Origin of the sequence: Lapillicoccus sp., from assembly GCF_025353065.1 — a bacterium.
Lineage (GTDB): Bacteria > Actinomycetota > Actinomycetes > Actinomycetales > Dermatophilaceae > Lapillicoccus.
In genome coordinates this window covers 1-18372 of record NZ_JANXRJ010000253.1, presented here as the reverse complement: position 1 = coordinate 18372, position 18372 = coordinate 1, and the positions used below count along the sequence as shown (strand labels likewise).

At 69.1% G+C, this 18372-nt stretch carries 28 protein-coding genes and 2 pseudogenes; 28 read left to right on the top strand and 2 right to left on the bottom strand.

All coding sequences use genetic code 11. The features are described 5' to 3' along the window. The 24 genes and pseudogenes from Q0R63_RS18535 to rplQ all read left to right on the top strand — a co-directional run. Positions 1-299 (top strand): annotated as a pseudogene (locus Q0R63_RS18535) (30S ribosomal protein S3); the annotation flags it as partial. 2 nt (positions 300-301) lie between these two features. Then, positions 302-721: a 50S ribosomal protein L16 gene (gene rplP / locus Q0R63_RS18530; RefSeq protein WP_295700639.1), complete on the top strand. Its 420-nt coding sequence runs from the start codon at positions 302-304 to the stop codon at positions 719-721. After that, a pseudogene (gene rpmC, locus Q0R63_RS18525) lies at positions 721-1061 on the top strand (50S ribosomal protein L29). The gene rplP and the pseudogene rpmC overlap by 1 nt, the downstream one beginning before the upstream one ends. Beyond that, positions 1058-1375: a 30S ribosomal protein S17 gene (rpsQ, locus tag Q0R63_RS18520; protein WP_295700636.1), complete on the top strand. Its 318-nt coding sequence runs from the start codon at positions 1058-1060 to the stop codon at positions 1373-1375. Before rpmC ends, rpsQ begins: the two are co-directional and overlap by 4 nt. Continuing rightward, positions 1372-1740 carry a 50S ribosomal protein L14 gene (gene rplN, locus Q0R63_RS18515; protein WP_295700634.1) on the top strand — a complete coding sequence of 123 codons (369 nt, stop codon included), beginning with the start codon at positions 1372-1374 and terminating at the stop codon, positions 1738-1740. Before rpsQ ends, rplN begins: the two co-directional genes overlap by 4 nt. A gap of 2 nt (positions 1741-1742) precedes the next feature. Next, entirely contained in the window at positions 1743-2117 is a 375-nt protein-coding gene (gene rplX, locus Q0R63_RS18510) for a 50S ribosomal protein L24 (RefSeq protein WP_295700631.1), read from the top strand. Beyond that, the gene (rplE, locus tag Q0R63_RS18505) at positions 2117-2695 is read left to right on the top strand and encodes a 50S ribosomal protein L5 (protein WP_295700627.1); all 579 of its coding nucleotides are present in this window, start codon (positions 2117-2119) and stop codon (positions 2693-2695) included. Before rplX ends, rplE begins: the two co-directional genes overlap by 1 nt. A 1-nt stretch (position 2696) precedes the next feature. Then, on the top strand, positions 2697-2882 hold the full coding sequence (locus Q0R63_RS18500; RefSeq protein WP_295700625.1) for a type Z 30S ribosomal protein S14: 186 nt from the start codon (positions 2697-2699) through the stop codon (positions 2880-2882). Between the two features lie 109 nt (positions 2883-2991). Then, positions 2992-3390: a 30S ribosomal protein S8 gene (gene rpsH, locus Q0R63_RS18495; protein ID WP_295700622.1), complete on the top strand. Its 399-nt coding sequence runs from the start codon at positions 2992-2994 to the stop codon at positions 3388-3390. A 12-nt stretch (positions 3391-3402) separates the two neighbouring features. Further along, entirely contained in the window at positions 3403-3942 is a 540-nt protein-coding gene (gene rplF, locus Q0R63_RS18490) for a 50S ribosomal protein L6 (RefSeq protein WP_295700619.1), read from the top strand. A gap of 3 nt (positions 3943-3945) precedes the next feature. Next, positions 3946-4329, top strand: coding sequence for a 50S ribosomal protein L18 (gene rplR, locus Q0R63_RS18485; protein WP_295700617.1), 384 nt, complete (start codon positions 3946-3948; stop codon positions 4327-4329). Between the two features lie 46 nt (positions 4330-4375). Continuing rightward, positions 4376-5050: a 30S ribosomal protein S5 gene (gene rpsE / locus Q0R63_RS18480; protein ID WP_295700614.1), complete on the top strand. Its 675-nt coding sequence runs from the start codon at positions 4376-4378 to the stop codon at positions 5048-5050. Further along, complete coding sequence (rpmD, locus tag Q0R63_RS18475) at positions 5050-5232, top strand: 50S ribosomal protein L30 (protein ID WP_295700612.1); 183 nt, start codon at positions 5050-5052, stop codon at positions 5230-5232. The genes rpsE and rpmD overlap by 1 nt, the downstream gene beginning before the upstream one ends. 2 nt (positions 5233-5234) lie before the next feature. After that, positions 5235-5726 (top strand): 50S ribosomal protein L15, encoded by a 492-nt coding sequence (gene rplO, locus Q0R63_RS18470; protein ID WP_295700609.1) that lies wholly within the window; start codon positions 5235-5237, stop codon positions 5724-5726. Between the two features lie 197 nt (positions 5727-5923). Then, positions 5924-7240 carry a preprotein translocase subunit SecY gene (gene secY, locus Q0R63_RS18465; RefSeq protein ID WP_295700607.1) on the top strand — a complete coding sequence of 439 codons (1317 nt, stop codon included), beginning with the start codon at positions 5924-5926 and terminating at the stop codon, positions 7238-7240. A gap of 8 nt (positions 7241-7248) precedes the next feature. Continuing rightward, the gene (locus tag Q0R63_RS18460) at positions 7249-7827 is read left to right on the top strand and encodes an adenylate kinase (protein WP_295700644.1); all 579 of its coding nucleotides are present in this window, start codon (positions 7249-7251) and stop codon (positions 7825-7827) included. A 16-nt stretch (positions 7828-7843) separates the two neighbouring features. Beyond that, the gene (map, locus tag Q0R63_RS18455) at positions 7844-8689 is read left to right on the top strand and encodes a type I methionyl aminopeptidase (RefSeq protein WP_295700605.1); all 846 of its coding nucleotides are present in this window, start codon (positions 7844-7846) and stop codon (positions 8687-8689) included. Between the two features lie 179 nt (positions 8690-8868). Then, complete coding sequence (infA, locus tag Q0R63_RS18450) at positions 8869-9090, top strand: translation initiation factor IF-1 (protein ID WP_141846521.1); 222 nt, start codon at positions 8869-8871, stop codon at positions 9088-9090. 35 nt (positions 9091-9125) lie between these two features. Further along, positions 9126-9239 carry a 50S ribosomal protein L36 gene (rpmJ, locus tag Q0R63_RS18445; protein WP_003938068.1) on the top strand — a complete coding sequence of 38 codons (114 nt, stop codon included), beginning with the start codon at positions 9126-9128 and terminating at the stop codon, positions 9237-9239. Between the two features lie 256 nt (positions 9240-9495). After that, on the top strand, positions 9496-9873 hold the full coding sequence (gene rpsM, locus Q0R63_RS18440) for a 30S ribosomal protein S13 (protein WP_295700596.1): 378 nt from the start codon (positions 9496-9498) through the stop codon (positions 9871-9873). Then, positions 9873-10280: a 30S ribosomal protein S11 gene (gene rpsK, locus Q0R63_RS18435; RefSeq protein ID WP_295700593.1), complete on the top strand. Its 408-nt coding sequence runs from the start codon at positions 9873-9875 to the stop codon at positions 10278-10280. Before rpsM ends, rpsK begins: the two co-directional genes overlap by 1 nt. A 33-nt stretch (positions 10281-10313) precedes the next feature. Continuing rightward, positions 10314-10922 carry a 30S ribosomal protein S4 gene (rpsD, locus tag Q0R63_RS18430; RefSeq protein ID WP_295700590.1) on the top strand — a complete coding sequence of 203 codons (609 nt, stop codon included), beginning with the start codon at positions 10314-10316 and terminating at the stop codon, positions 10920-10922. Between the two features lie 248 nt (positions 10923-11170). Continuing rightward, positions 11171-12214, top strand: a complete 1044-nt coding sequence (locus tag Q0R63_RS18425; RefSeq protein WP_295700587.1) for a DNA-directed RNA polymerase subunit alpha — start codon at positions 11171-11173, stop codon at positions 12212-12214. A 55-nt stretch (positions 12215-12269) separates the two neighbouring features. Further along, positions 12270-12869 (top strand): 50S ribosomal protein L17, encoded by a 600-nt coding sequence (gene rplQ, locus Q0R63_RS18420; RefSeq protein WP_295700584.1) that lies wholly within the window; start codon positions 12270-12272, stop codon positions 12867-12869. Positions 12870-12938: 69 nt separating this feature from the next. On the opposite strand, the gene Q0R63_RS18415 is transcribed toward rplQ, so the two are convergent. After that, positions 12939-13238 (bottom strand): DUF2087 domain-containing protein, encoded by a 300-nt coding sequence (locus Q0R63_RS18415; RefSeq protein ID WP_295700582.1) that lies wholly within the window; start codon positions 13236-13238, stop codon positions 12939-12941. A 23-nt stretch (positions 13239-13261) separates the two neighbouring features. Here Q0R63_RS18415 and Q0R63_RS18410 point away from each other — a divergent pair, with 23 nt between their 5' ends. Beyond that, complete coding sequence (locus Q0R63_RS18410) at positions 13262-13792, top strand: DUF664 domain-containing protein (RefSeq protein WP_295700578.1); 531 nt, start codon at positions 13262-13264, stop codon at positions 13790-13792. A gap of 33 nt (positions 13793-13825) precedes the next feature. Here Q0R63_RS18410 and Q0R63_RS18405 read toward each other — a convergent pair whose 3' ends face one another. Continuing rightward, positions 13826-15028: an MFS transporter gene (locus tag Q0R63_RS18405; RefSeq protein ID WP_295700575.1), complete on the bottom strand. Its 1203-nt coding sequence runs from the start codon at positions 15026-15028 to the stop codon at positions 13826-13828. A gap of 129 nt (positions 15029-15157) precedes the next feature. Between Q0R63_RS18405 and truA the strand changes: the two genes are divergently transcribed. The 3 genes from truA to Q0R63_RS18390 form a co-directional block, all read left to right on the top strand. Further along, on the top strand, positions 15158-15991 hold the full coding sequence (gene truA / locus Q0R63_RS18400) for a tRNA pseudouridine(38-40) synthase TruA (RefSeq protein ID WP_295700641.1): 834 nt from the start codon (positions 15158-15160) through the stop codon (positions 15989-15991). A gap of 75 nt (positions 15992-16066) precedes the next feature. Beyond that, the gene (locus Q0R63_RS18395; protein WP_295700572.1) at positions 16067-17749 is read left to right on the top strand and encodes an ATP-binding cassette domain-containing protein; all 1683 of its coding nucleotides are present in this window, start codon (positions 16067-16069) and stop codon (positions 17747-17749) included. Positions 17750-17765: 16 nt separating this feature from the next. Continuing rightward, positions 17766-18372 (top strand): hypothetical protein (locus Q0R63_RS18390; protein ID WP_295700569.1); only part of this gene is annotated, 607 nt, incomplete at its 3' end.

Here is an 18372-nt window from a genome sequence, read left to right as displayed (position 1 = left end):
CCAACATCGACTACGGCTTCTACGAGGCCCGCACGACGTTCGGTCGCATCGGCGTGAAGGTGTGGATCTACAAGGGCGACGTCACCGCACGTGAGCTCGCCCAGCAGCAGGCCGCTGCGCCGCGCGCCCCCCGTGGCCCGCGTCGTGACGGCGCCGAGCGTCCCACCCGCGCCCGCCGCGACGCGCCGGCCGACCAGCCCTCCGAGGCTCCGACGGCCGACGCTCCCGCCACGGGCACCACGTCCGAGTCCGCTGCCGCAGCACCCGCCGCGGCCAGCACCGAGAATGCGCAGGCCTGACCATGTTGATTCCCCGTCGAGTCAAGCACCGTAAGCAGCACCACCCCGGTCGTTCGGGCGCTGCCACGGGCGGCACCACGATCGCGTTCGGCGACTTCGGCGTCCAGGCGCTCGAACCCGCCTACGTCACGAACCGGCAGATCGAGTCGGCCCGTATCGCGATGACCCGCCACATGAAGCGTGGCGGCAAGGTCTGGATCAACATCTACCCGGACCGCCCGCTGACCAAGAAGCCGGCCGAGACCCGGATGGGTTCCGGCAAGGGTTCGCCCGAGTGGTGGATCGCCAACATCAAGCCCGGCCGCGTCATGTTCGAGGTCTCGGGCGTCCCGGAGTCGGTGGCCCGCGAGGCGATGCGCCTCGCGATGCACAAGCTCCCCATGAAGTGCCGTTTCGTGCGGCGTGAGGGTGGTGACTTCTGATGGCAGTCGGGACCAAGGACCTCGCGTCCGACAGCCTGCGCGGACTCGACGACGATCGTCTTGTCGACGAGCTGCGCAAGGCCAAGGAAGAGCTGTTCAACCTGCGCTTCCAGTCCGCCACCGGGCAGCTGGACAACACGGTCGGCTGCGCGCCGTCCGCAAGGACATCTCCCGGATCTATACCGAGATGCGTGAGCGCGAGCTCGGCATCGGGCTCCCCCCGGCCCCGGCGAAGGCTGCCGTGCCGGACAAGAGCGAGAAGGCCGACAAGGCTGAGAAGAAGGCCGACAAGAAGGCCGACAAGAAGGCTCAGAAGAGCGCCAGCGAGGACGAAGCATGAGTGACAACGAGATCAGCCCGCAGGACACCGACGTGTCGGTGTCCGCGCAGGACGAGCAGTCGGACCGCAAGGACCGCAAGACCCGCCAGGGCTACGTCGTGAGCGACAAGATGGACAAGACCGTCGTGGTCGAGGTCGAGGACCGGGTCAAGCACCCGCTCTACGGCAAGGTCCTGCGACGCAGCAGCAAGGTCAAGGTGCACGACGAGGCCAACGGTGCCACCACCGGTGACCGCGTCCTCATCATGGAGACCCGTCCGCTGTCGGCCACCAAGCGCTGGCGCCTCGTGGAGATTCTGGAGAAGGCCAAGTGATTCAGCAGGAGTCGCGACTGCGCGTCGCGGACAACACCGGTGCCAAGGAGATCCTGTGCATCCGGGTCCTCGGTGGCTCCGGACGCCGGTATGCCGGTATCGGAGACACCATCGTCGCCACCGTCAAGGACGCGATCCCCGGTGGCAACGTCAAGTCCGGTGACGTCGTCAAGGCCGTCATCGTGCGCACCGTCAAGGAGCGCCGCCGGCCGGACGGGTCCTACATCAAGTTCGACGAGAACGCCGCAGTGATCCTCAAGGCCGACGGTGACCCCCGTGGCACGCGCATCTTCGGCCCGGTGGGCCGCGAGCTGCGCGAGAAGAAGTTCATGAAGATCATCTCGCTGGCTCCGGAGGTGCTCTGACCATGGCTGGGACCGTGAAGATGAAGATCAAGAAGGGTGACCTCGTCCAGGTCGTCTCCGGTCGTTCGCAGAAGCACGGCGGCGACCGAGGCAAGCAGGGCAAGGTCATCGCGGTCTATCCCGAGGCGGGCCGCGTGCTCGTCGAGGGCGTCAACCGCGTCACCAAGCACGTCAAGGCCGGCGCGAGCGACCGGGGCACGCGCACCGGTGGGCTCGTCCACACCGAGGCGCCGATCCACGTGAGCAACGTCGCGATCGTCGACCCCGACTCGAAGAAGCCGACCCGCATCCGGATGCGGGTGGAGATGGTGGAGCGCGACGGCCGTCTCAAGGCGACGCGTACCCGCGTATCCGTGCGCTCCGGTAAGGACCTCTGATGACTGACACGATCACCACCACCACGCCGCTGGCGAAGCCGCGCCTCAAGACGCGCTACCAGGACGAGATCAAGCCTGCCCTGCGCGACGAGTTCGGCTACGCCAACACCATGCAGGTGCCCGGAGTCGTCAAGGTCGTCGTCAACATGGGTGTCGGCGACGCGGCCAAGGACAGCAAGCTGATCGAGGGCGCGGTGCGCGACCTCGAGGCGATCACCGGCCAGAAGCCGATCGTCACGAAGGCCCGCAAGTCCATCGCCCAGTTCAAGCTGCGCGAGGGGATGCCGATCGGTGCGCACACCACGCTGCGCGGCGACCGGATGTGGGAGTTCCTCGACCGCCTCGTCTCGATCGCCCTCCCGCGCATCCGCGACTTCCGCGGCCTCTCGCCCAAGCAGTTCGACGGCCTGGGCAACTACACCTTCGGTCTGAACGAGCAGTCGATGTTCCACGAGATCGACCAGGACCGGATCGACCGGGTCCGGGGCATGGACATCACCGTGGTGACCACCGCGACGAACGACGACGAAGGCCGTGCCCTGCTCAAGCAGCTCGGCTTCCCCTTCAAGGAGAACTGACATGGCCAAGACCGCCCTGGTCAACAAGGCGAACGCCAAGCCGAAGTTCAAGGTCCGCGGCTACACCCGCTGCCAGCGCTGCGGTCGGCCCCACTCCGTCTACCGCAAGTTCGGCCTCTGCCGGATCTGCCTCCGGGAGATGGCCCACCGGGGCGAGCTCCCCGGCGTGACGAAGAGCTCGTGGTAACCCACGCTCCTGGCACCACCCCACACCCACCTGCACCACACAACACCGTAGGTCCGTGGCCGGCATACCGGCCTGAAGGAAACCGCGGTGAGGAAGGGCTAGAGCCCACATGACGATGACTGACCCGATTGCGGACATGCTGACCCGCGTCCGGAACGCCAACTCGGCGCACCACGACGACGTGTCCATGCCGTTCTCGAAGCTGAAGTCCCACATCGCCGAGATCCTCCAGGCCGAGGGCTACATCGGCGGCTGGAAGATCGAGGAGGCCGAGGTCGGCTCCACGCTGACCATCGACCTCAAGTACGGCCCGAACCGTGAGCGCTCCATCGCCGGAGTGCGACGCGTCTCCAAGCCGGGCCTGCGCGTCTACGCCAAATCGACCAACCTCCCGCGGGTGCTCGGTGGTCTCGGCGTTGCCATCATTTCCACGTCGTCCGGTTTGTTGACCGACAAGCAGGCGGCCAAAAAGGGAGTGGGCGGGGAAGTCCTCGCCTACGTCTGGTAAGGGAGAAAAGACATGTCGCGAATCGGACGACTCCCTGTCCCCGTCCCCTCGGGCGTCGACGTCACCATCGCCGGCCAGGCCGTCACGGTCAAGGGCCCCAAGGGCAGCCTCGACCTCATGGTGCCCACCCCCATCACCGTGGACCGCGGCGAGGACGGCATCGTCGAGGTCAAGCGCCCCGACGACGAGCGCGCCTCGCGCTCGCTGCACGGCCTCACCCGCTCGTTGATCCACAACATGGTCCTCGGCGTCACCGAGGGCTACGAGAAGAAGCTCGAGATCCACGGCACCGGCTACCGCGTCGCGGCCAGGGGCTCCAACCTCGAGTTCTCGCTCGGTTACAGCCACTCGATCACCGTCGAGGCGCCTACGGGCATCTCGTTCACCGTCGAGAACCCCACCCGCTTCTCGGTCCAGGGGATCGACAAGCAGCAGGTCGGCGAGGTGGCCGCCAACATCCGCAAGCTCCGCAAGCCCGACCCCTACAAGGGCAAGGGCGTGCGGTATGCGGGGGAGCACATTCGTCGCAAGGTCGGAAAGGCCGGTAAGTAAGCCATGGCAGGCAACAAGATGGTCATCAAGCGCGGCAAGAGCAAGACCGACGCGCGGATCCGTCGTCAGGCGCGTGGTCGCAAGAAGATCAGCGGCACCGCCGAGCGTCCCCGCCTGGTCGTCTCCCGCAGCAGCCGCCACCTGTTCGTCCAGGTCGTCGACGACACCCTCGGCCGGACCGTGGCGTCCGCCTCCACGATGGAGGCGGACCTGCGCACCCTCGAGGGTGACAAGACGGCCAAGGCCAAGCGGGTCGGAGAGCTCGTCGCCGAGCGCGCCAAGCAGGCCGGCGTCGACGCGGTCGTCTTCGACCGCGGCGGCAACAAGTACCACGGTCGCGTCGCCGCGATCGCGGACGGTGCGCGCGAGGGCGGTCTGTCCCTGTGAACGCGAACCACCCCATGCACGTGAAGATCGAGACGAGGAACATCTGATGCCCGGACCCCAGCGTCGAGGAGCCACCGGCTCCACCACCGGCACCGGCGCCGCAGGCGAGCGCGGCGACCGCCGCGGTGGGGGCGACCGTCGCGACGGTGGCCGCGGCCGTGACTCAGCCGCCGAGAAGAGCCAGTACATCGAGCGCGTCGTGACCATCAACCGCGTGGCCAAGGTCGTCAAGGGTGGTCGTCGCTTCAGCTTCACCGCCCTCGTCGTCGTCGGCGACGGTGACGGCACCGTCGGTGTCGGCTACGGCAAGGCCAAGGAGGTGCCCGCCGCGATCGCGAAGGGCGTCGAGGAGGCCAAGAAGGACTTCTTCAAGGTCCCCCGAATCCAGGGCACGATCCCGCACCCGGTCCAGGGTGAGGCCGCCGCCGGCGTCGTCATGCTCCGCCCCGCGTCCCCCGGTACCGGCGTCATCGCCGGTGGCCCGGTGCGCGCGGTGCTCGAGTGCGCCGGTGTGCACGACGTCCTCAGCAAGTCGCTCGGGTCGTCCAACGCGATCAACATCGTCCACGCCACGCGCGCTGCCCTGAAGGGTCTCGAGCGTCCGGAGGAAGTTGCTGCCCGTCGTGGGCTGCCGCTGGAGCACGTCGCTCCGGCCGCCATGCTGCGGGCGCAGGCCGCCGGCATCCAGGAGAAGGCCGACGCACTGCGGGGCGGTTCCTGATGGCGCGGCTGAAGGTGACCCAGACACGGTCCGAGATCGGGGGCAAGCGCAACCACCGCGAGACGCTGCGCACCCTCGGTCTGAAACGCATCGGCGACGTCGTCGTCAAGGAGGACCGTCCCGAGATCCGCGGGATGGTCAAGACGGTCGTCCACCTGGTCGCCGTCGAGGAGGTTGACTGATCATGGCCAGCATTGACAAGAAGAGCACGGGCAGCCAGACGGCCGAGGCCGCCTCGCCGCTGCGCATCCACCATCTGCGTCCCGCCCCGGGAGCCAAGACCGCCAAGACCCGCGTGGGTCGCGGCGAGGGCTCCAAGGGCAAGACCGCCGGTCGTGGCACCAAGGGCACGAAGGCCCGCTACCAGGTCCCGGCCGGGTTCGAGGGTGGCCAGATGCCGCTGCACATGCGGCTCCCGAAGCTGCGCGGGTTCAAGAACCCGTTCCGCGTCGTCTACCAGGTCGTGAACCTCGACCGCATCACGGCGCTCTACCCCGATGGTGGGGACGTGACGGTGGAGAGCCTCGTGGCCAAGGGCGCGGTTCGCGACGGCGAGCCCGTCAAGGTGCTCGGCACCGGCGACCTCGGCGTCACGGTCGCCGTCACGGTCCACAAGTTCTCGGCCTCGGCCAAGGACAAGATCGAAGCGGCCGGCGGATCGGTCACGACGCTCTGAGGTCCGTGTCCTGATCCCTGTCTGACCCAGGCGCCGTCCAGCGCCCGTATGCCGTGCGGCCGGCGCCCCGAGGAGGGGCGTCGGCCACACGCATACCAGCAGAACAGGTATTCTCGCGGAGTTGAGCCCGCACCTTTCCGTACGGGTCCCCACTTGCCACTGCTCAGGTCGCGCTCCGCGCGACACCAGGAGGATCAGTGCTTTCCGGTTTCGTTCGTGCGTTCAAGACGCCCGACCTGCGCAAGAAGCTGTTGTTCACGCTCTTCATCATCGCGATCTACCGGCTGGGGACCTCCGTCCCGACGCCGGGCGTGGCCTACTCCAAGGTGCGCACCTGCCTCGCGGCGGCCGACCCGCAGTCCGGGTTCATCGGTCTGGCCAACCTGTTCAGCGGTGGGGCGCTGCTGCAGCTGTCGATCTTCGCGCTGGGGATCATGCCCTACATCACGGCGAGCATCATCATCCAGCTGCTGACGGTGGTGATCCCGCGGTTCGAGGTCCTGAAGAAGGAGGGCCAGTCGGGGCAGACCAAGCTGACCCAGTACACCCGCTACCTCACCATCGGCCTGGCCATCCTGCAGAGCTCGACGCTGATCACCTTCGCGCGCAACCCGCAGCAGATCTTCGGCCCGGGCTGTACCTCGATCATGAACGACCAGAGCGTCCCGACCATCGTCATCATGGTCCTCACGCTGACGGCCGGCACCGGCCTGATCATGTGGATGGGCGAGCTGCTCACCGACCACGGCATCGGCAACGGCATGTCCGTCCTGATCTTCACCTCGATCGCCTCGGGCTTCCCCACCTCGCTGTGGGCGATCCAGCAGAAGGACGGCCGTTGGGACGTCTTCATCGGCATCATCCTGCTCGGCTTCGTCATCATGGCCGCGGTCATCTTCGTCGAGCAGTCGCAGCGGCGGGTGCCGGTGCAGTACGCCAAGCGCCAGGTCGGCCGGCGGATGTATGGCGGCAGCGCCACCTACATCCCGCTCAAGGTCAACATGGCCGGCGTCATCCCCGTCATCTTCGCGAGCTCGCTGCTGTCGCTGCCCGCCCTCGTGGCGCAGTTCAACACCCCCCAGAACGGCACCCCGGCGCCGGGCTGGGTGCAGTGGATCTCCAACAACCTCACCCGCAGCGACCACTGGAGCTACATGCTCCTCTACACGCTGCTCATCCTCTTCTTCACCTTCTTCTACGTCTCGATCACGTTCAACCCCGTCGAGGTCTCGGACAACATGAAGAAGTACGGGGGCTTCATCCCCGGTATCCGCGCCGGGCGACCCACGGCTGAGTACCTCGACTACGTCCTGACCCGGATCACCGTTCCGGGTGCCATCTACCTGGCCGTGATCTCGCTGATCCCGCTCATCGCCCTGCAGGCCGTCGGCGCCAACCAGAACTTCCCGTTCGGTGGCACGTCGATCCTGATCATCGTGGGTGTCGGGCTCGAGACGGTGAAGCAGATCCAGGCTCAGCTCCAGCAGCGACACTACGAGGGGTTCCTTCGGTGACACACCCGATGCGCCTGATCATCATGGGTCCGCCGGGCGCCGGCAAGGGCACCCAGGCCACCCGGATCGCGGAGAAGTACGCGATCCCCGCGATCTCCACCGGTGACATCTTCCGGGCCAACATCAAGAACAGGACGGAGCTCGGCCAGCAGGTCGAGGCCATCCTCGCCGCCGGCGGCTACGTGCCCGACGAGGTCACCAACGAGATCGTCAGCGACCGACTGACCTGGGACGACGCCGCCAACGGGTTCCTGCTCGACGGCTATCCCCGCACGACGGGTCAGGTCGACTTCCTCGACGGGGCGCTCGGCGACCACCCCCTCGACGGGGTCGTCCAGCTGACCGTCGACGAGGACGCCGTCGTCGAGCGGCTGCTCAAGCGCGCCTCCGTCGACGGGCGCTCCGACGACACCGAGGACGTCATCCGCGACCGCCAGGCGCTCTACACCACGGAGACGGCACCGCTGCTCGCGCTCTACCGCGAGCGTGGCCTCGTCGCCGAGGTCGACGGCATGGGCGAGGTCGACGAGGTGACTTCGCGGCTGGTCGAGGCGATCGACGGGCTGCGCGCCGGCACCGTGGCGTGATGTTCGGGACGGCGTGATGTTCGGTCGTCGACAGACGCCGGGAAAGACCACGGAGCAGGTCCTGCTCATGCGCACGGCGGGGCTGCTCGTCGGGCAGACCCTCGAGCTGCTCGAGCGAGAGTGCCGGGACGGGCTGACCACCCTCGACCTCGACGTGCTCGCCGAGGACTTCATCCGGGCGCACGGCGGCATCCCCAACTTCCAGCTCGTGCCGGGCTACTCGCACACCCTCTGCACGAGCGTCAACGACGAGATCGTCCACGGCATACCGGGTGGTCGGGTCCTGCGGGACGGTGACCTGCTCTCGATCGACTGCGGCGCCGATGTCGACGGCTGGAACGGCGACGCTGCGGTGAGCCTCGTCGTCGGCGGCCCGGACGCCGGCACCGATGCCGACCGGCAGCTCATCGCGACGACGCAGGACGGCATGTGGGCCGGCATCACCGCCCTCGCCGTCGGTGCCCGTCTGTATGCCGTGGGAGACGCCGTCGAGGCGAGCATCATCGCCTCGGGCGAGGCCCAGGGCCACGACTACGGCATCGTCGAGGACTACGTCGGGCACGGCATCGGCCGCACGATGCACGAGGACCCGCAGATCCCCAACTACGGGGTCCGCGACCGCGGTCCGGTCGTGCGGTCCGGGTTCACCGGCGCCATCGAGCCGATGGTGACCTGGGGCTCGGCCGACTCGCGCGTGCTGGCCGACGACTGGACGGTCGTCACCACCGACGGCTCCCGGGCCGCCCACTGGGAGAACTCCGTCGCGGTCACCGACTCCGGCCTCTGGGTGCTGACGGCGCTCGACGGCGGCCGGGCCCGGCTCGAGGCCGCCGGCGCGGCATACGCTCCGCTGGCCGGCTGACCTGCCAAAGAATCACCTCCGAGTGGTCGTTCGGGGTGATTCTTTGGCTGGTCAACGGGCGGGGCGTCACGGATTAGGTCCCGACACCGGGGCTGCCGTAAGATCGTCCGTTGGGTGTCGTGTGCTCCGGCACCCGTTTTTCTTGTCATGAGCACGCACTCAACGGATTGACGGAGGACATGGCCAAGAAGGACGGTGTCATCGAGATCGAGGGCACGATCGTCGAGGCTCTCCCGAACGCAATGTTCCGGGTCGAGCTGAGCAACGGTCACAAGGTGCTCGCCCACATCTCGGGCAAGATGCGTCAGCACTACATCCGGATCCTCCCCGAGGACCGTGTGGTGGTGGAGCTCTCGCCGTATGACCTCGACCGTGGCCGGATCGTCTTCCGCTACCGCTGAGCGCACCACCACGAGATCCGAGAGACAGCAGGCAGATGAAGGTTCAGCCCAGCGTCAAGAAGATCTGCGAGAAGTGCAAGGTGATCCGCCGCAACGGTCGGGTCATGGTCATCTGCGAGAACCTGCGCCACAAGCAGCGCCAGGGCTGAGCAGAGCCAGCACGGATCGACAGAACTCCCGCACGACGCAGAAGCAGCACGACCAGTCACGACAGGCACGACCAGCAGTCACCCGGCCCCTGCGCCCGGTCCGTCTCGAACGGCCGACGCAGGACGTCACCCGCGGCGCGGAGGCCGCGGACCGGAAGGCCCCTCGCGGGCCGGCGCGGACCAGCGATGGCCCTGCTCCACCGGAACGGTGACCGCTCCAGACCTCCGTCAGCCAAAAAAACAGGAGTACCACCACATGGCACGTCTCGTTGGTGTCGACCTTCCGCGCGACAAGCGCGTCGAGATCGCCCTGACCTACATCTTCGGTGTCGGTCGCACCCGTTCGCACGCGGCCCTGGCCGCGACCGGGGTCAGCCCCGATACCCGCGTCAAGGACCTCACGGACGCGGAGCTGGTCCAGCTCCGCGACTTCCTCGAGGGCAGCTACAAGATCGAGGGTGACCTCCGCCGTGAGGTCGCCGCCGACATCCGCCGCAAGGTCGAGATCGGCTCCTACGAAGGGATCCGGCACCGCCGTGGCCTTCCGGTGCGCGGACAGCGCACGAAGACCAACGCGCGGACCCGCAAGGGCCCCAAGCGCACCGTGGCCGGCAAGAAGAAGGTTGGTAAGTAATGCCTCCCCAGAAGAGGGCTGCCGCGGGCGCCAAGAAGGTCCGCCGCAAGGAGAAGAAGAACATCGCCCACGGGCACGCTCACATCAAGAGCACGTTCAACAACACGATCATCTCGATCACGGACCCCACCGGCAACGTCATCGCCTGGGCCTCCGCCGGTCAGGTCGGCTTCAAGGGCTCGCGCAAGTCCACCCCGTTCGCCGCGCAGATGGCCGCCGAGGCCGCTGCACGTCGGGCGATGGAGCACGGTATGCGTCGGGTCGACGTGTTCGTCAAGGGCCCCGGCTCCGGTCGTGAGACCGCGATCCGCTCGCTGACCGCCACCGGCCTCGAGGTCGGCGCGATCAACGACGTCACGCCCTCGCCGCACAACGGTGTCCGCCCGTCCAAGCGCCGACGCGTCTGACGCCCCGAGAAGACTGAGGAGACAAGAGAACTCATGGCTCGGTACACCGGCCCCATCACCAAGAAGTCCCGTCGGCTGAAGGTCGACCTCGTCGGCGGCGACAAGAACTTCGACCTGCGTCCCTTCCCGCCCGGCCAGCACGGCCGTCGCCGGATCCAGGAGAAGGAATACCTGACCCAGCTCCAGGAGAAGCAGAAGGCCCGCTTCACCTACGGGATCATGGAGAAGCAGTTCGTCCGCTACTACAAGGAAGCGGCCAACCGTCCCGGCAAGACCGGTGACAACCTGCTGACCATCTTTGAGTCGCGTCTCGACAACGTGGTCTACCGCGCGGGCCTCGCCCGCACCCGCCGCGCTGCCCGTCAGCTCGTCACCCACGGTCACTTCGAGGTCAACGGCCACCGCGTCGACGTCCCGTCCTACCGCGTCGAGCAGTTCGACATCATCACGGTGCGGGCGCAGTCGGTCAAGACGTTCCCGCTCGAGCTGGCCCGCCAGACCTACGGCGACCGGCCCATCCCCGCGTGGATGCAGGTCGTCGAGGGCTCGCTGCAGATCCTCATCCACCAGCTGCCGACCCGGGCGCAGATCGACACGATCCTCACGGAGCAGCTCATCGTCGAGTTCTACTCCAAGAACTGAACCTCCGGGGGGCTCCGGCCCCCCGCAGCAGGGCCCGTATGCGGCTCGCATGGCAGGTGCCTCATCGCACCGAAGGCGGCGGCACGGCATACGGGATGCACCACCAGCACGATCAGCACGATCAGCACGATCAGCACGACAAGCACGGGGAGCCACCCCGTACAGAGCGGGTGGCTCCCGCCCGGCGCCTCGGCGTCGGGCATTCACGAGGCGTCATATGGCGGTCGCCCGTGGGGAAGAAGAAAACAGTGCTCATCGCACAGCGTCCAGTCCTCTCCGAAGAGGTTGTCAACGACTCCCGCTCGAGGTTCACCATCGAGCCGCTCGAGCCGGGCTTCGGCTACACGCTCGGCAACACCCTCCGGCGCACCCTGCTCTCCAGCATCCCGGGTGCCGCCGTGACCTCGATCCGCATCGACGGGGTCCTCCACGAGTTCCAGACGGTCTCGGGGTGCAAGGAGGACGTCACCGAGCTGATCCTCAACCTCAAGTCGCTCGTCGTCTCCTCGGAGCACGACGAGCCGGTCGTCATGTACCTGCGCAAGCAGGGCCCGGGCGTCGTCACCGCCGCCGACATCGCGCCGCCGGCCGGTGTCGAGGTGCACAACCCCGACCTGCACGTCGCCACCCTCAACGCCAAGGGCAAGATCGAGATGGAGCTGACGGTCGAGCGTGGCCGTGGCTACGTCTCTGCCGCGCAGAACAAGGCCGGCGACGCCGAGATCGGCCGGATCCCGGTCGACTCCATCTACAGCCCGGTCCTCGCGGTGAAGTATGCCGTCGAGGCCACCCGCGTCGAGCAGCGCACCGACTTCGACAAGCTCATCCTCGACGTCGAGACCAAGAATTCGATGGCCCCGCGCGACGCGATGGCCTCGGCCGGCAAGACGCTGGTCGAGCTGTTCGGCCTGGTGCGCGAGCTCAACGTCGAGGCCGAGGGCATCGACATGGGCCCGTCGCCGACCGATGCCGCGCTCGCAGCCGACCTGGCGCTGCCGATCGAGGACCTCGACCTCACGGTCCGGTCCTACAACTGCCTCAAGCGCGAGGGCATCCACACCGTGGGTGAGCTCGTGGGCCGCAGCGAGGCCGACCTGCTCGACATCCGCAACTTCGGCGCGAAGTCGATCGACGAGGTCAAGGCCAAGCTCGTCGGGATGGGCCTGGCGCTCAAGGACAGCCCGCCCGGGTTCGACCCGAGCGCCATCGTCGACAACTACGGCGACGACTACGACGAGGAGTACGACGCCGCTGACGACGGTCGTGCCCTCGCCGAAGACGAGCAGCTCTGAGCGGTTCTCGCCCCCCTCGCACGTTCCTGAACCATCCTGAAACAGGAGAACGACCATGCCTACCCCTACCAAGGGTCCCCGTCTCGGGGGCGGTCCGGCCCACGAGCGACTGATGCTGGCGAACCTCGCCACGTCGCTGTTCGAGCACGACCAGATCACCACCACCGAGGCCCGAGCCAAGCGGCTGCGTCCGCTGGCCGAGCGACTGATCACCTTCGCCAAGCGCGGCGACCTGCACTCCCGCCGCCGCGTGCTCACCGTCGTCCGCGACAAGGGTGTCGTGCACCGTCTCTTCACGGAGATCGCGCCCGACATGGACCTGCGTCCCGGCGGCTACACCCGCATCGTCAAGATCGGCGCCCGCAAGGGTGACAACGCCCCCATGGCCGTGATCGAGCTCGTCCGCGAGCCGATGTCGGCCAAGAAGGCGACCGTCAAGGAGGCCGAGGCGGCGACCCGGCGCGCGGTCAAGCAGGACGAGAGCAAGAAGGCCGCGGCGGCCACCAAGGACGCCGAGGACGCGCAGGTCGAGGACGCTGCTGTCGAGGAGGCTCCGGTCACCGAGGCTCAGGTCGACGAGGCAGCAGCCGAGACAGAGGGTGCCCCTCAGGACTTGTCGGCCGCCGACGAGACTGCGACCACCGAGGACAAGTAGGCCCTCAGGTCGCCCCACGGCATATGCGACGCCCCCACCCGGCTCACCCGGGCGGGGGCGTCGTGCGTGTCAGACGTCGGTCGTGCCGCCCGCTCGCCAGTAGCGCCCGTCGCGCCGCTCGAGGAACTCCTGCTCGACGAGGTAGCGGCGCAGCATGGCGACGTCGGGGTGGAAGGCGCGCAGCCGGTTGTTGACCTCGGACTCGTCGAACTGCTCGCCGATGGCGAAGCTGCGGGCGACGTGGTCGAGGACGACGAGGCGCTTGCGGAGCCTGGTCGGCATGCTCTTCAGGCTGCCGTCGGGATCGACGAAGACCCGCATCACGGCGCGGCGGTCCTCGAGGGCGTCGGCCAGGCTGGGGCGGTTCATCCCTCCACGGTAACGTCGCCGCCATGGATGCCACGAGCGTGTTTCAGGACGCCTTCGGTCGAATGCCCGACCTCGTCTCCGCAGCAGTCGACGGGCTCGTCGAGGCGGCGCTGACCCACCGGATCGACCCCGAGGCCAACACCATCGCGTGGCTGGTCTGGCACCTCACCCGGGTGCAGGACGACCACCTCGCCGGTGCCGCGGCCGCTCTGGGCTGGGACACGATGACCGACCAGGTGTATGCCGCGGGCTTCGCCGAGCGGTTCGACCTGCCGTTCGACGTGGCTGCCGTCGGTTACGGCCAGTCGTCGGACGACGTGGCGGCCGTGCGGGCGCCGGCAGAGTTGCTGATGGGCTATCACGCGGCGGTGCACGCCCGCACGACCGACGTCCTCGCCGCGGTGGGCGTTGACGAGTGGGCGACCGTCGTCGACGAGCGGTGGGACCCGCCGGTCACCCTCCTGGCCCGGGTCTCCAGCGTCCTCGGTGACGTGACCCAGCACGTCGGCCAGGCGGCATACGTGCGCGGCGTGGTCGAGCGCACCGCCACTTGACCCCCACGCCCCCCGGATTGAGGTGAAAACGCGTCACCGATGACGCGTTCTCACCCCAATCCGGGAACGGGGGCGGGAGGGGCCGGCGAACTGTCGCGCGAGTGGGATGATCGCCAGGATGAGGACCATGGGGACGGCGAAGCCGATCCGCAGCGTGCCGGCGCCGACGACCCCGGTGAGGACGGCGCCGAGCAGCGCCCCGACGTAGTTGAACTGGTTGAACCGCGCGATCACCTGGTCGCTGCGGGCCCGGCGGGCGGCGTCGTCGGCCGCTGATCCACCGTCGGCGCCCTCCCGTCCGATGGCCGCGGCCGCCGAGAAGCTCAGCGGTGCGATCACCGCGGCGGCGGCCCCGACGACGGTGAAGCCGACGACGGCGACGACGAGTGACGGGGCAGTGACGATCACAAGCAGCCCGAGGGCGGCGACCACACCGCCGGCGCAGACGACGGCCGCCGGGCCGAAGCGGGCTACGACGGTGTCGCCGGCGAACCGGGCGACGAGCGCGGCGACGAGGTAGGGGAGGGTGGCGACGGGCACGAGCCGGTCGGAGGCGGCGAAGGTGTCGCGCAGGAAGATCGGCCCCCAGGTCGTCGCGGCGGTGTCGACCATGTAGAACAGCACGATCGCGAGGCCCAGCAACGAGATTCGTCGCCATGGGAGGGCTGCCTTCGGGGTGGAGGCGACCAGGTCGTGCGTTCCGGTGAGCAGCGGAGCGAGCGCGGCGACGATGCCGAGGACGGCCAGCGGAGCGAGCCCGATCCGCAGGTCGAGGTAAGCGATGGCGATCGCCACGAAGGTGCCGAGCACCCCGCCGGCCGTCCACGCACCGTAGAACGAGGGCAGGATCGGCCGCTCGTAACGGTGCTCGAGGGCGACGGCCTGCATGTTGCCCGCAGCGTCGACGATCCCGAGCCCCACGCCGTAGACGGCCAGGCCGCCGACGAAGACGACCATGGCCGGGGCGACGGCGAGGACGGCCATCCCGACCGCGACGAGGACCAGCCCGAACCGGAGTGCGGTCGCGCTGTCCCGCCGGCCGGACACGGCCTCGGCGAGGACGGAGCCGACCCCGGCGAGGAGCACGACCATGAGCAGCAGCCCCGAGATCGCCAGCTCGCCGAGGCTCCAACGCTGCTGGAAGCGGGGGAGGCGCGTCGTGAGGCTGATGAAGAGCAGCCCCTGGACGAAGAACGACGCCGCGATCGCGAGGCGGTGGGCACGGAGCGACGTCACCACCGCAATCTCCCATACGAGGGGGTCACTACGCTGAGAATCATGGCGGGTGGTGACAGGGCGGCGGGAGGCGTGGCGGCGGAAGGCGTGGCGGCAGGGGGTGCGGCGGAGGCAGAGACGGACGGCCGGATCCGGGTCCGGATCGACCTCGGCTACGACGGGACGCAGTTCCGTGGCTGGGCCGCCCAGCCGGCCCTGCGGACGGTCGAGGGCACCCTGTCGGCCGCGCTCACGACGATCCTGCGCGCGAAGCAGCCGGTCCGGCTGACGGTGGCCGGGAGGACCGACGCCGGCGTCCACGCCCGCGGCCAGGTCGTCCACGCCGACGTCGACCCCGACGGGTGGGCGGCACTTCCCGGCCGGTCCGACCGCACGCCCGAGGTCGCGGCCCTGACGCGGCTGAGCGGCATACTCCCGCCGGACATCGCCGTGCACCGGGTGGCCGTCGCCGCCCCGGGATTCAACGCCCGGTTCTCGGCGACCTCGCGCCGCTACCGCTACCGCATCGCCGATGCCTCCTCGACCCGGGACCCCTTGCGCCGCCACGAGACGGTCCTGCTCAAGCAGCAGCTCGACGTCGACGCGATGGAGGAGGCGAGCCGAATGCTGTTGGGGCTCAACGACTTTGCCGCTTTCTGCCAGCGGCGTGAGGGGGCGACGACGGTGCGCACTCTGCTCGACTACTCGTGGCGCCGGCGGGGCGACGGCGTGCTCGAGGCGACCGTCGTCGCCGACGCCTTCTGCCGCTCGATGGTGCGCGCCCTCGTCGGCGCCGCCGTCCAGGTGGGCGAGGGCCGGCGCCCGCCCGAGTGGCCGGCGGCCGTGCAGCACGGCCGGGCGCGCCATCCCGCGCTGGTCGTCATGCCCCCGCACGGGCTCTCGCTCGAAGAGGTCACCTACCCGCCCGACGCCGGGCTCGCGGCCCGTGCCGAGGAGGGCCGGACCCGCCGCGTCCTGCTCTGACCCCCCGCAGGTTGTGAGGGTGATGACGGATAATCGGTGTGACGCCGGGCCCGTCCAACTGGGACGATGGACCCCGTGGGCCATGTCGACGTCAACTCCGTCTCGTATGCGCTGCCGGACGGCCGGCCGCTGCTCAACGACGTCTCCCTGCGCGTCGGCGAGGGGGCGAAGGTCGCCCTCATCGGCCCGAACGGCACCGGCAAGACGACGCTGACCCGCATCATCGCCGGGGACCTCACGGCGCACGAGGGGGCGGTCACCCGCAGCGGCGGCCTCGGCGTCATGCGCCAGTTCGTCGGCAAGGTGCGCGACGACTCGACCGTGCGCGACCTGCTGCTGACGGTCGCCCCGGAGAAGATCCGCCGGGCGGCGGCTGAGGTCGACCGCAGCGAGCTGACCATGATGGAGCTCGACACCGAGAAGGTCCAGATGGACTACGCCCAGGCGCTGGTCGACTGGGGCGACGCCGGGGGCTACGAGGCGGAGACCCTCTGGGACGTCTGCACGATCGCCGCCCTCGGGGTGCCCTACGAGAAGGCCCAGTGGCGCAAGGTGTCGACCCTGTCGGGCGGCGAGCAGAAGCGGCTCGTGCTCGAGTCCCTGCTCCGCGGCCCCGAGGAGGTGCTGCTGCTCGACGAGCCCGACAACTACCTCGACGTGCCCGCCAAGCGGTGGCTGGAGGACCAGCTGATCGCCTCGCCCAAGACGGTACTGTTCGTCAGCCACGACCGGGAGCTGCTCGACCGGGTCGCCACCCGCGTCGCGACCCTCGAGCCGGGCGCGGTGGGGTCGGTCCTCTGGGTCCACCCGGGGCGCTTCGAGACCTACCACCAGGCCCGGGTCGACCGCTTCGCCCGGCTCGAGGAGCTGCGTCGACGCTGGGACGAGGAGCACGTGAAGCTCAAGGCCCTGGTGCAGATGTACAAGGACAAGGCAAAGTTCAACGACTCGATGGCCTCGCGCTACCAGGCGGCCCAGACCCGGCTGGCGCGTTTCGTCGACGCCGGCCCGCCCGAGGCGCTGCCGATGCAGCAGAACGTGAAGATGCGCCTGCAGGGTGGCCGCACGGCCAAGCGGGCCGTCATCAGCGAGCGGCTCGAGCTCACCGGGCTGATGAAGCCCTTCGACCTCGAGATCTGGTACGGCGAAAGGGTGGTCGTGCTCGGCTCCAACGGCTCGGGGAAGTCCCACTTCCTGCGGCTGCTGGCCGCGGGCGGGTCCGACCCCGACGTCGAGCACCGACCGGTGGGTGACGTGCTGCCCGCCACCGTCGCTCACACCGGTGTCGTCCGGCTGGGGTCGCGGGTGCGGCCCGGCTGGTTCGCCCAGACCCACGAGCACCCCTCGCTGCTCGGGCGCACCCTGCTCGAGATCCTGCACCGCGGCGACGAGCACCGCGACGGCAAGCCCCGCGAGCAGGCCGCCCGGGCGCTCGACCGCTACGAGCTGGCCCGCGCGTCGGAGCAGACCTTCGAGTCGCTGTCGGGAGGGCAGCAGGCGCGGTTCCAGATCCTGCTGCTCGAGCTCTCCGGCGCGACGTTGTTGCTGCTCGACGAGCCCACGGACAACCTCGACCTCGACTCGGCCCAGGCGCTCGAGGAGGGTCTCGACGCGTTCGACGGTACGGTCGTCGCGGTCACCCACGACCGCTGGTTCGCTCGCGGCTTCGACCGCTTCCTCGTCTTCGGCGCGGACGGCCGGGTCTACGAGGCACCCGAGCCGGTCTGGGACGAAGGGCGTGTGGTGCGCGCCCGTTGACGGACGGCGGAGATCGATGGACGAGTCACGAGCGCGCTGGGCCTGGGTCGGTCTCGGCGCACAGGTCCTCATTACGGCATACTTGCTCGTCGCGCCGTTCTGGCAGGGCGCGGGCTACAGCGTCCTCGCGCACTCGATCAGCGACATGTATGCCGTGACCGCGCCGGCGGGTGCCGGCATGGTCGTGGTCCTCACGCTGTGCGGCGCGGCGACGATCGCCTTCGTGATCCTCGCGCTGCTGCCCAGCCTGCGGCCCGCAGGGTGGCCGGCCACGCTGGGCTGCGCCCTGCTCGCGCTGTCGATCTTCGGCTTGGGTGACCTGCTCACCCCGTTCGAGCGGCTGGCCTGCCGCCTCGCCGATCCCGGCTGCACGTCGACGAGCCAGCTGGCCAACGCGGGCGGACAGCTGGACAGCACCCTCAGCACCATCGGGCTCGTTGGCGGCTGCTTCACGGCCGCCGCCATGCTCCGGCTGCCCGGGCGGAAGCCCCTGGCGACAACGGTCTTCGCCCTCTGCGGCGTGCTCGTCGTGGTGTTCGTGCTGCTCGTCGTCGTCCCGGCGGCATACGGGGGCGCGGCGGAGCGGCTCCTCGCGCTCGCCGGGGCGGCCCTGCTCGGGGTGA

What these genes read in the sequence shown, in the direction of transcription:
- infA (WP_141846521.1), top strand. Translation starts at nt 8,869, where the DNA reads ATGGCCAAGAAGGACGGTGTCATCGAGATCGAGGGCACGATCGTCGAG.
- rpsK (WP_295700593.1), top strand. Translation starts at nt 9,873, where the DNA reads ATGCCTCCCCAGAAGAGGGCTGCCGCGGGCGCCAAGAAGGTCCGCCGC.
- rpsM (WP_295700596.1), top strand. Translation starts at nt 9,496, where the DNA reads ATGGCACGTCTCGTTGGTGTCGACCTTCCGCGCGACAAGCGCGTCGAG.
- rpsD (WP_295700590.1), top strand. Translation starts at nt 10,314, where the DNA reads ATGGCTCGGTACACCGGCCCCATCACCAAGAAGTCCCGTCGGCTGAAG.
- rpmJ (WP_003938068.1), top strand. Translation starts at nt 9,126, where the DNA reads ATGAAGGTTCAGCCCAGCGTCAAGAAGATCTGCGAGAAGTGCAAGGTG.
- rpsQ (WP_295700636.1), top strand. Translation starts at nt 1,058, where the DNA reads ATGAGTGACAACGAGATCAGCCCGCAGGACACCGACGTGTCGGTGTCC.
- rpmD (WP_295700612.1), top strand. Translation starts at nt 5,050, where the DNA reads ATGGCGCGGCTGAAGGTGACCCAGACACGGTCCGAGATCGGGGGCAAG.
- rplE (WP_295700627.1), top strand. Translation starts at nt 2,117, where the DNA reads ATGACTGACACGATCACCACCACCACGCCGCTGGCGAAGCCGCGCCTC.
- Q0R63_RS18410 (WP_295700578.1), top strand. Translation starts at nt 13,262, where the DNA reads ATGGATGCCACGAGCGTGTTTCAGGACGCCTTCGGTCGAATGCCCGAC.
- Q0R63_RS18500 (WP_295700625.1), top strand. Translation starts at nt 2,697, where the DNA reads ATGGCCAAGACCGCCCTGGTCAACAAGGCGAACGCCAAGCCGAAGTTC.
- rplP (WP_295700639.1), top strand. Translation starts at nt 302, where the DNA reads ATGTTGATTCCCCGTCGAGTCAAGCACCGTAAGCAGCACCACCCCGGT.
- Q0R63_RS18415 (WP_295700582.1), bottom strand. Translation starts at nt 13,238, where the DNA reads ATGAACCGCCCCAGCCTGGCCGACGCCCTCGAGGACCGCCGCGCCGTG.
- rplO (WP_295700609.1), top strand. Translation starts at nt 5,235, where the DNA reads ATGGCCAGCATTGACAAGAAGAGCACGGGCAGCCAGACGGCCGAGGCC.
- rplQ (WP_295700584.1), top strand. Translation starts at nt 12,270, where the DNA reads ATGCCTACCCCTACCAAGGGTCCCCGTCTCGGGGGCGGTCCGGCCCAC.
- rplX (WP_295700631.1), top strand. Translation starts at nt 1,743, where the DNA reads ATGGCTGGGACCGTGAAGATGAAGATCAAGAAGGGTGACCTCGTCCAG.
- rplF (WP_295700619.1), top strand. Translation starts at nt 3,403, where the DNA reads ATGTCGCGAATCGGACGACTCCCTGTCCCCGTCCCCTCGGGCGTCGAC.
- rpsE (WP_295700614.1), top strand. Translation starts at nt 4,376, where the DNA reads ATGCCCGGACCCCAGCGTCGAGGAGCCACCGGCTCCACCACCGGCACC.
- Q0R63_RS18460 (WP_295700644.1), top strand. Translation starts at nt 7,249, where the DNA reads ATGCGCCTGATCATCATGGGTCCGCCGGGCGCCGGCAAGGGCACCCAG.
- rpsH (WP_295700622.1), top strand. Translation starts at nt 2,992, where the DNA reads ATGACGATGACTGACCCGATTGCGGACATGCTGACCCGCGTCCGGAAC.
- map (WP_295700605.1), top strand. Translation starts at nt 7,844, where the DNA reads ATGTTCGGTCGTCGACAGACGCCGGGAAAGACCACGGAGCAGGTCCTG.
- rplR (WP_295700617.1), top strand. Translation starts at nt 3,946, where the DNA reads ATGGCAGGCAACAAGATGGTCATCAAGCGCGGCAAGAGCAAGACCGAC.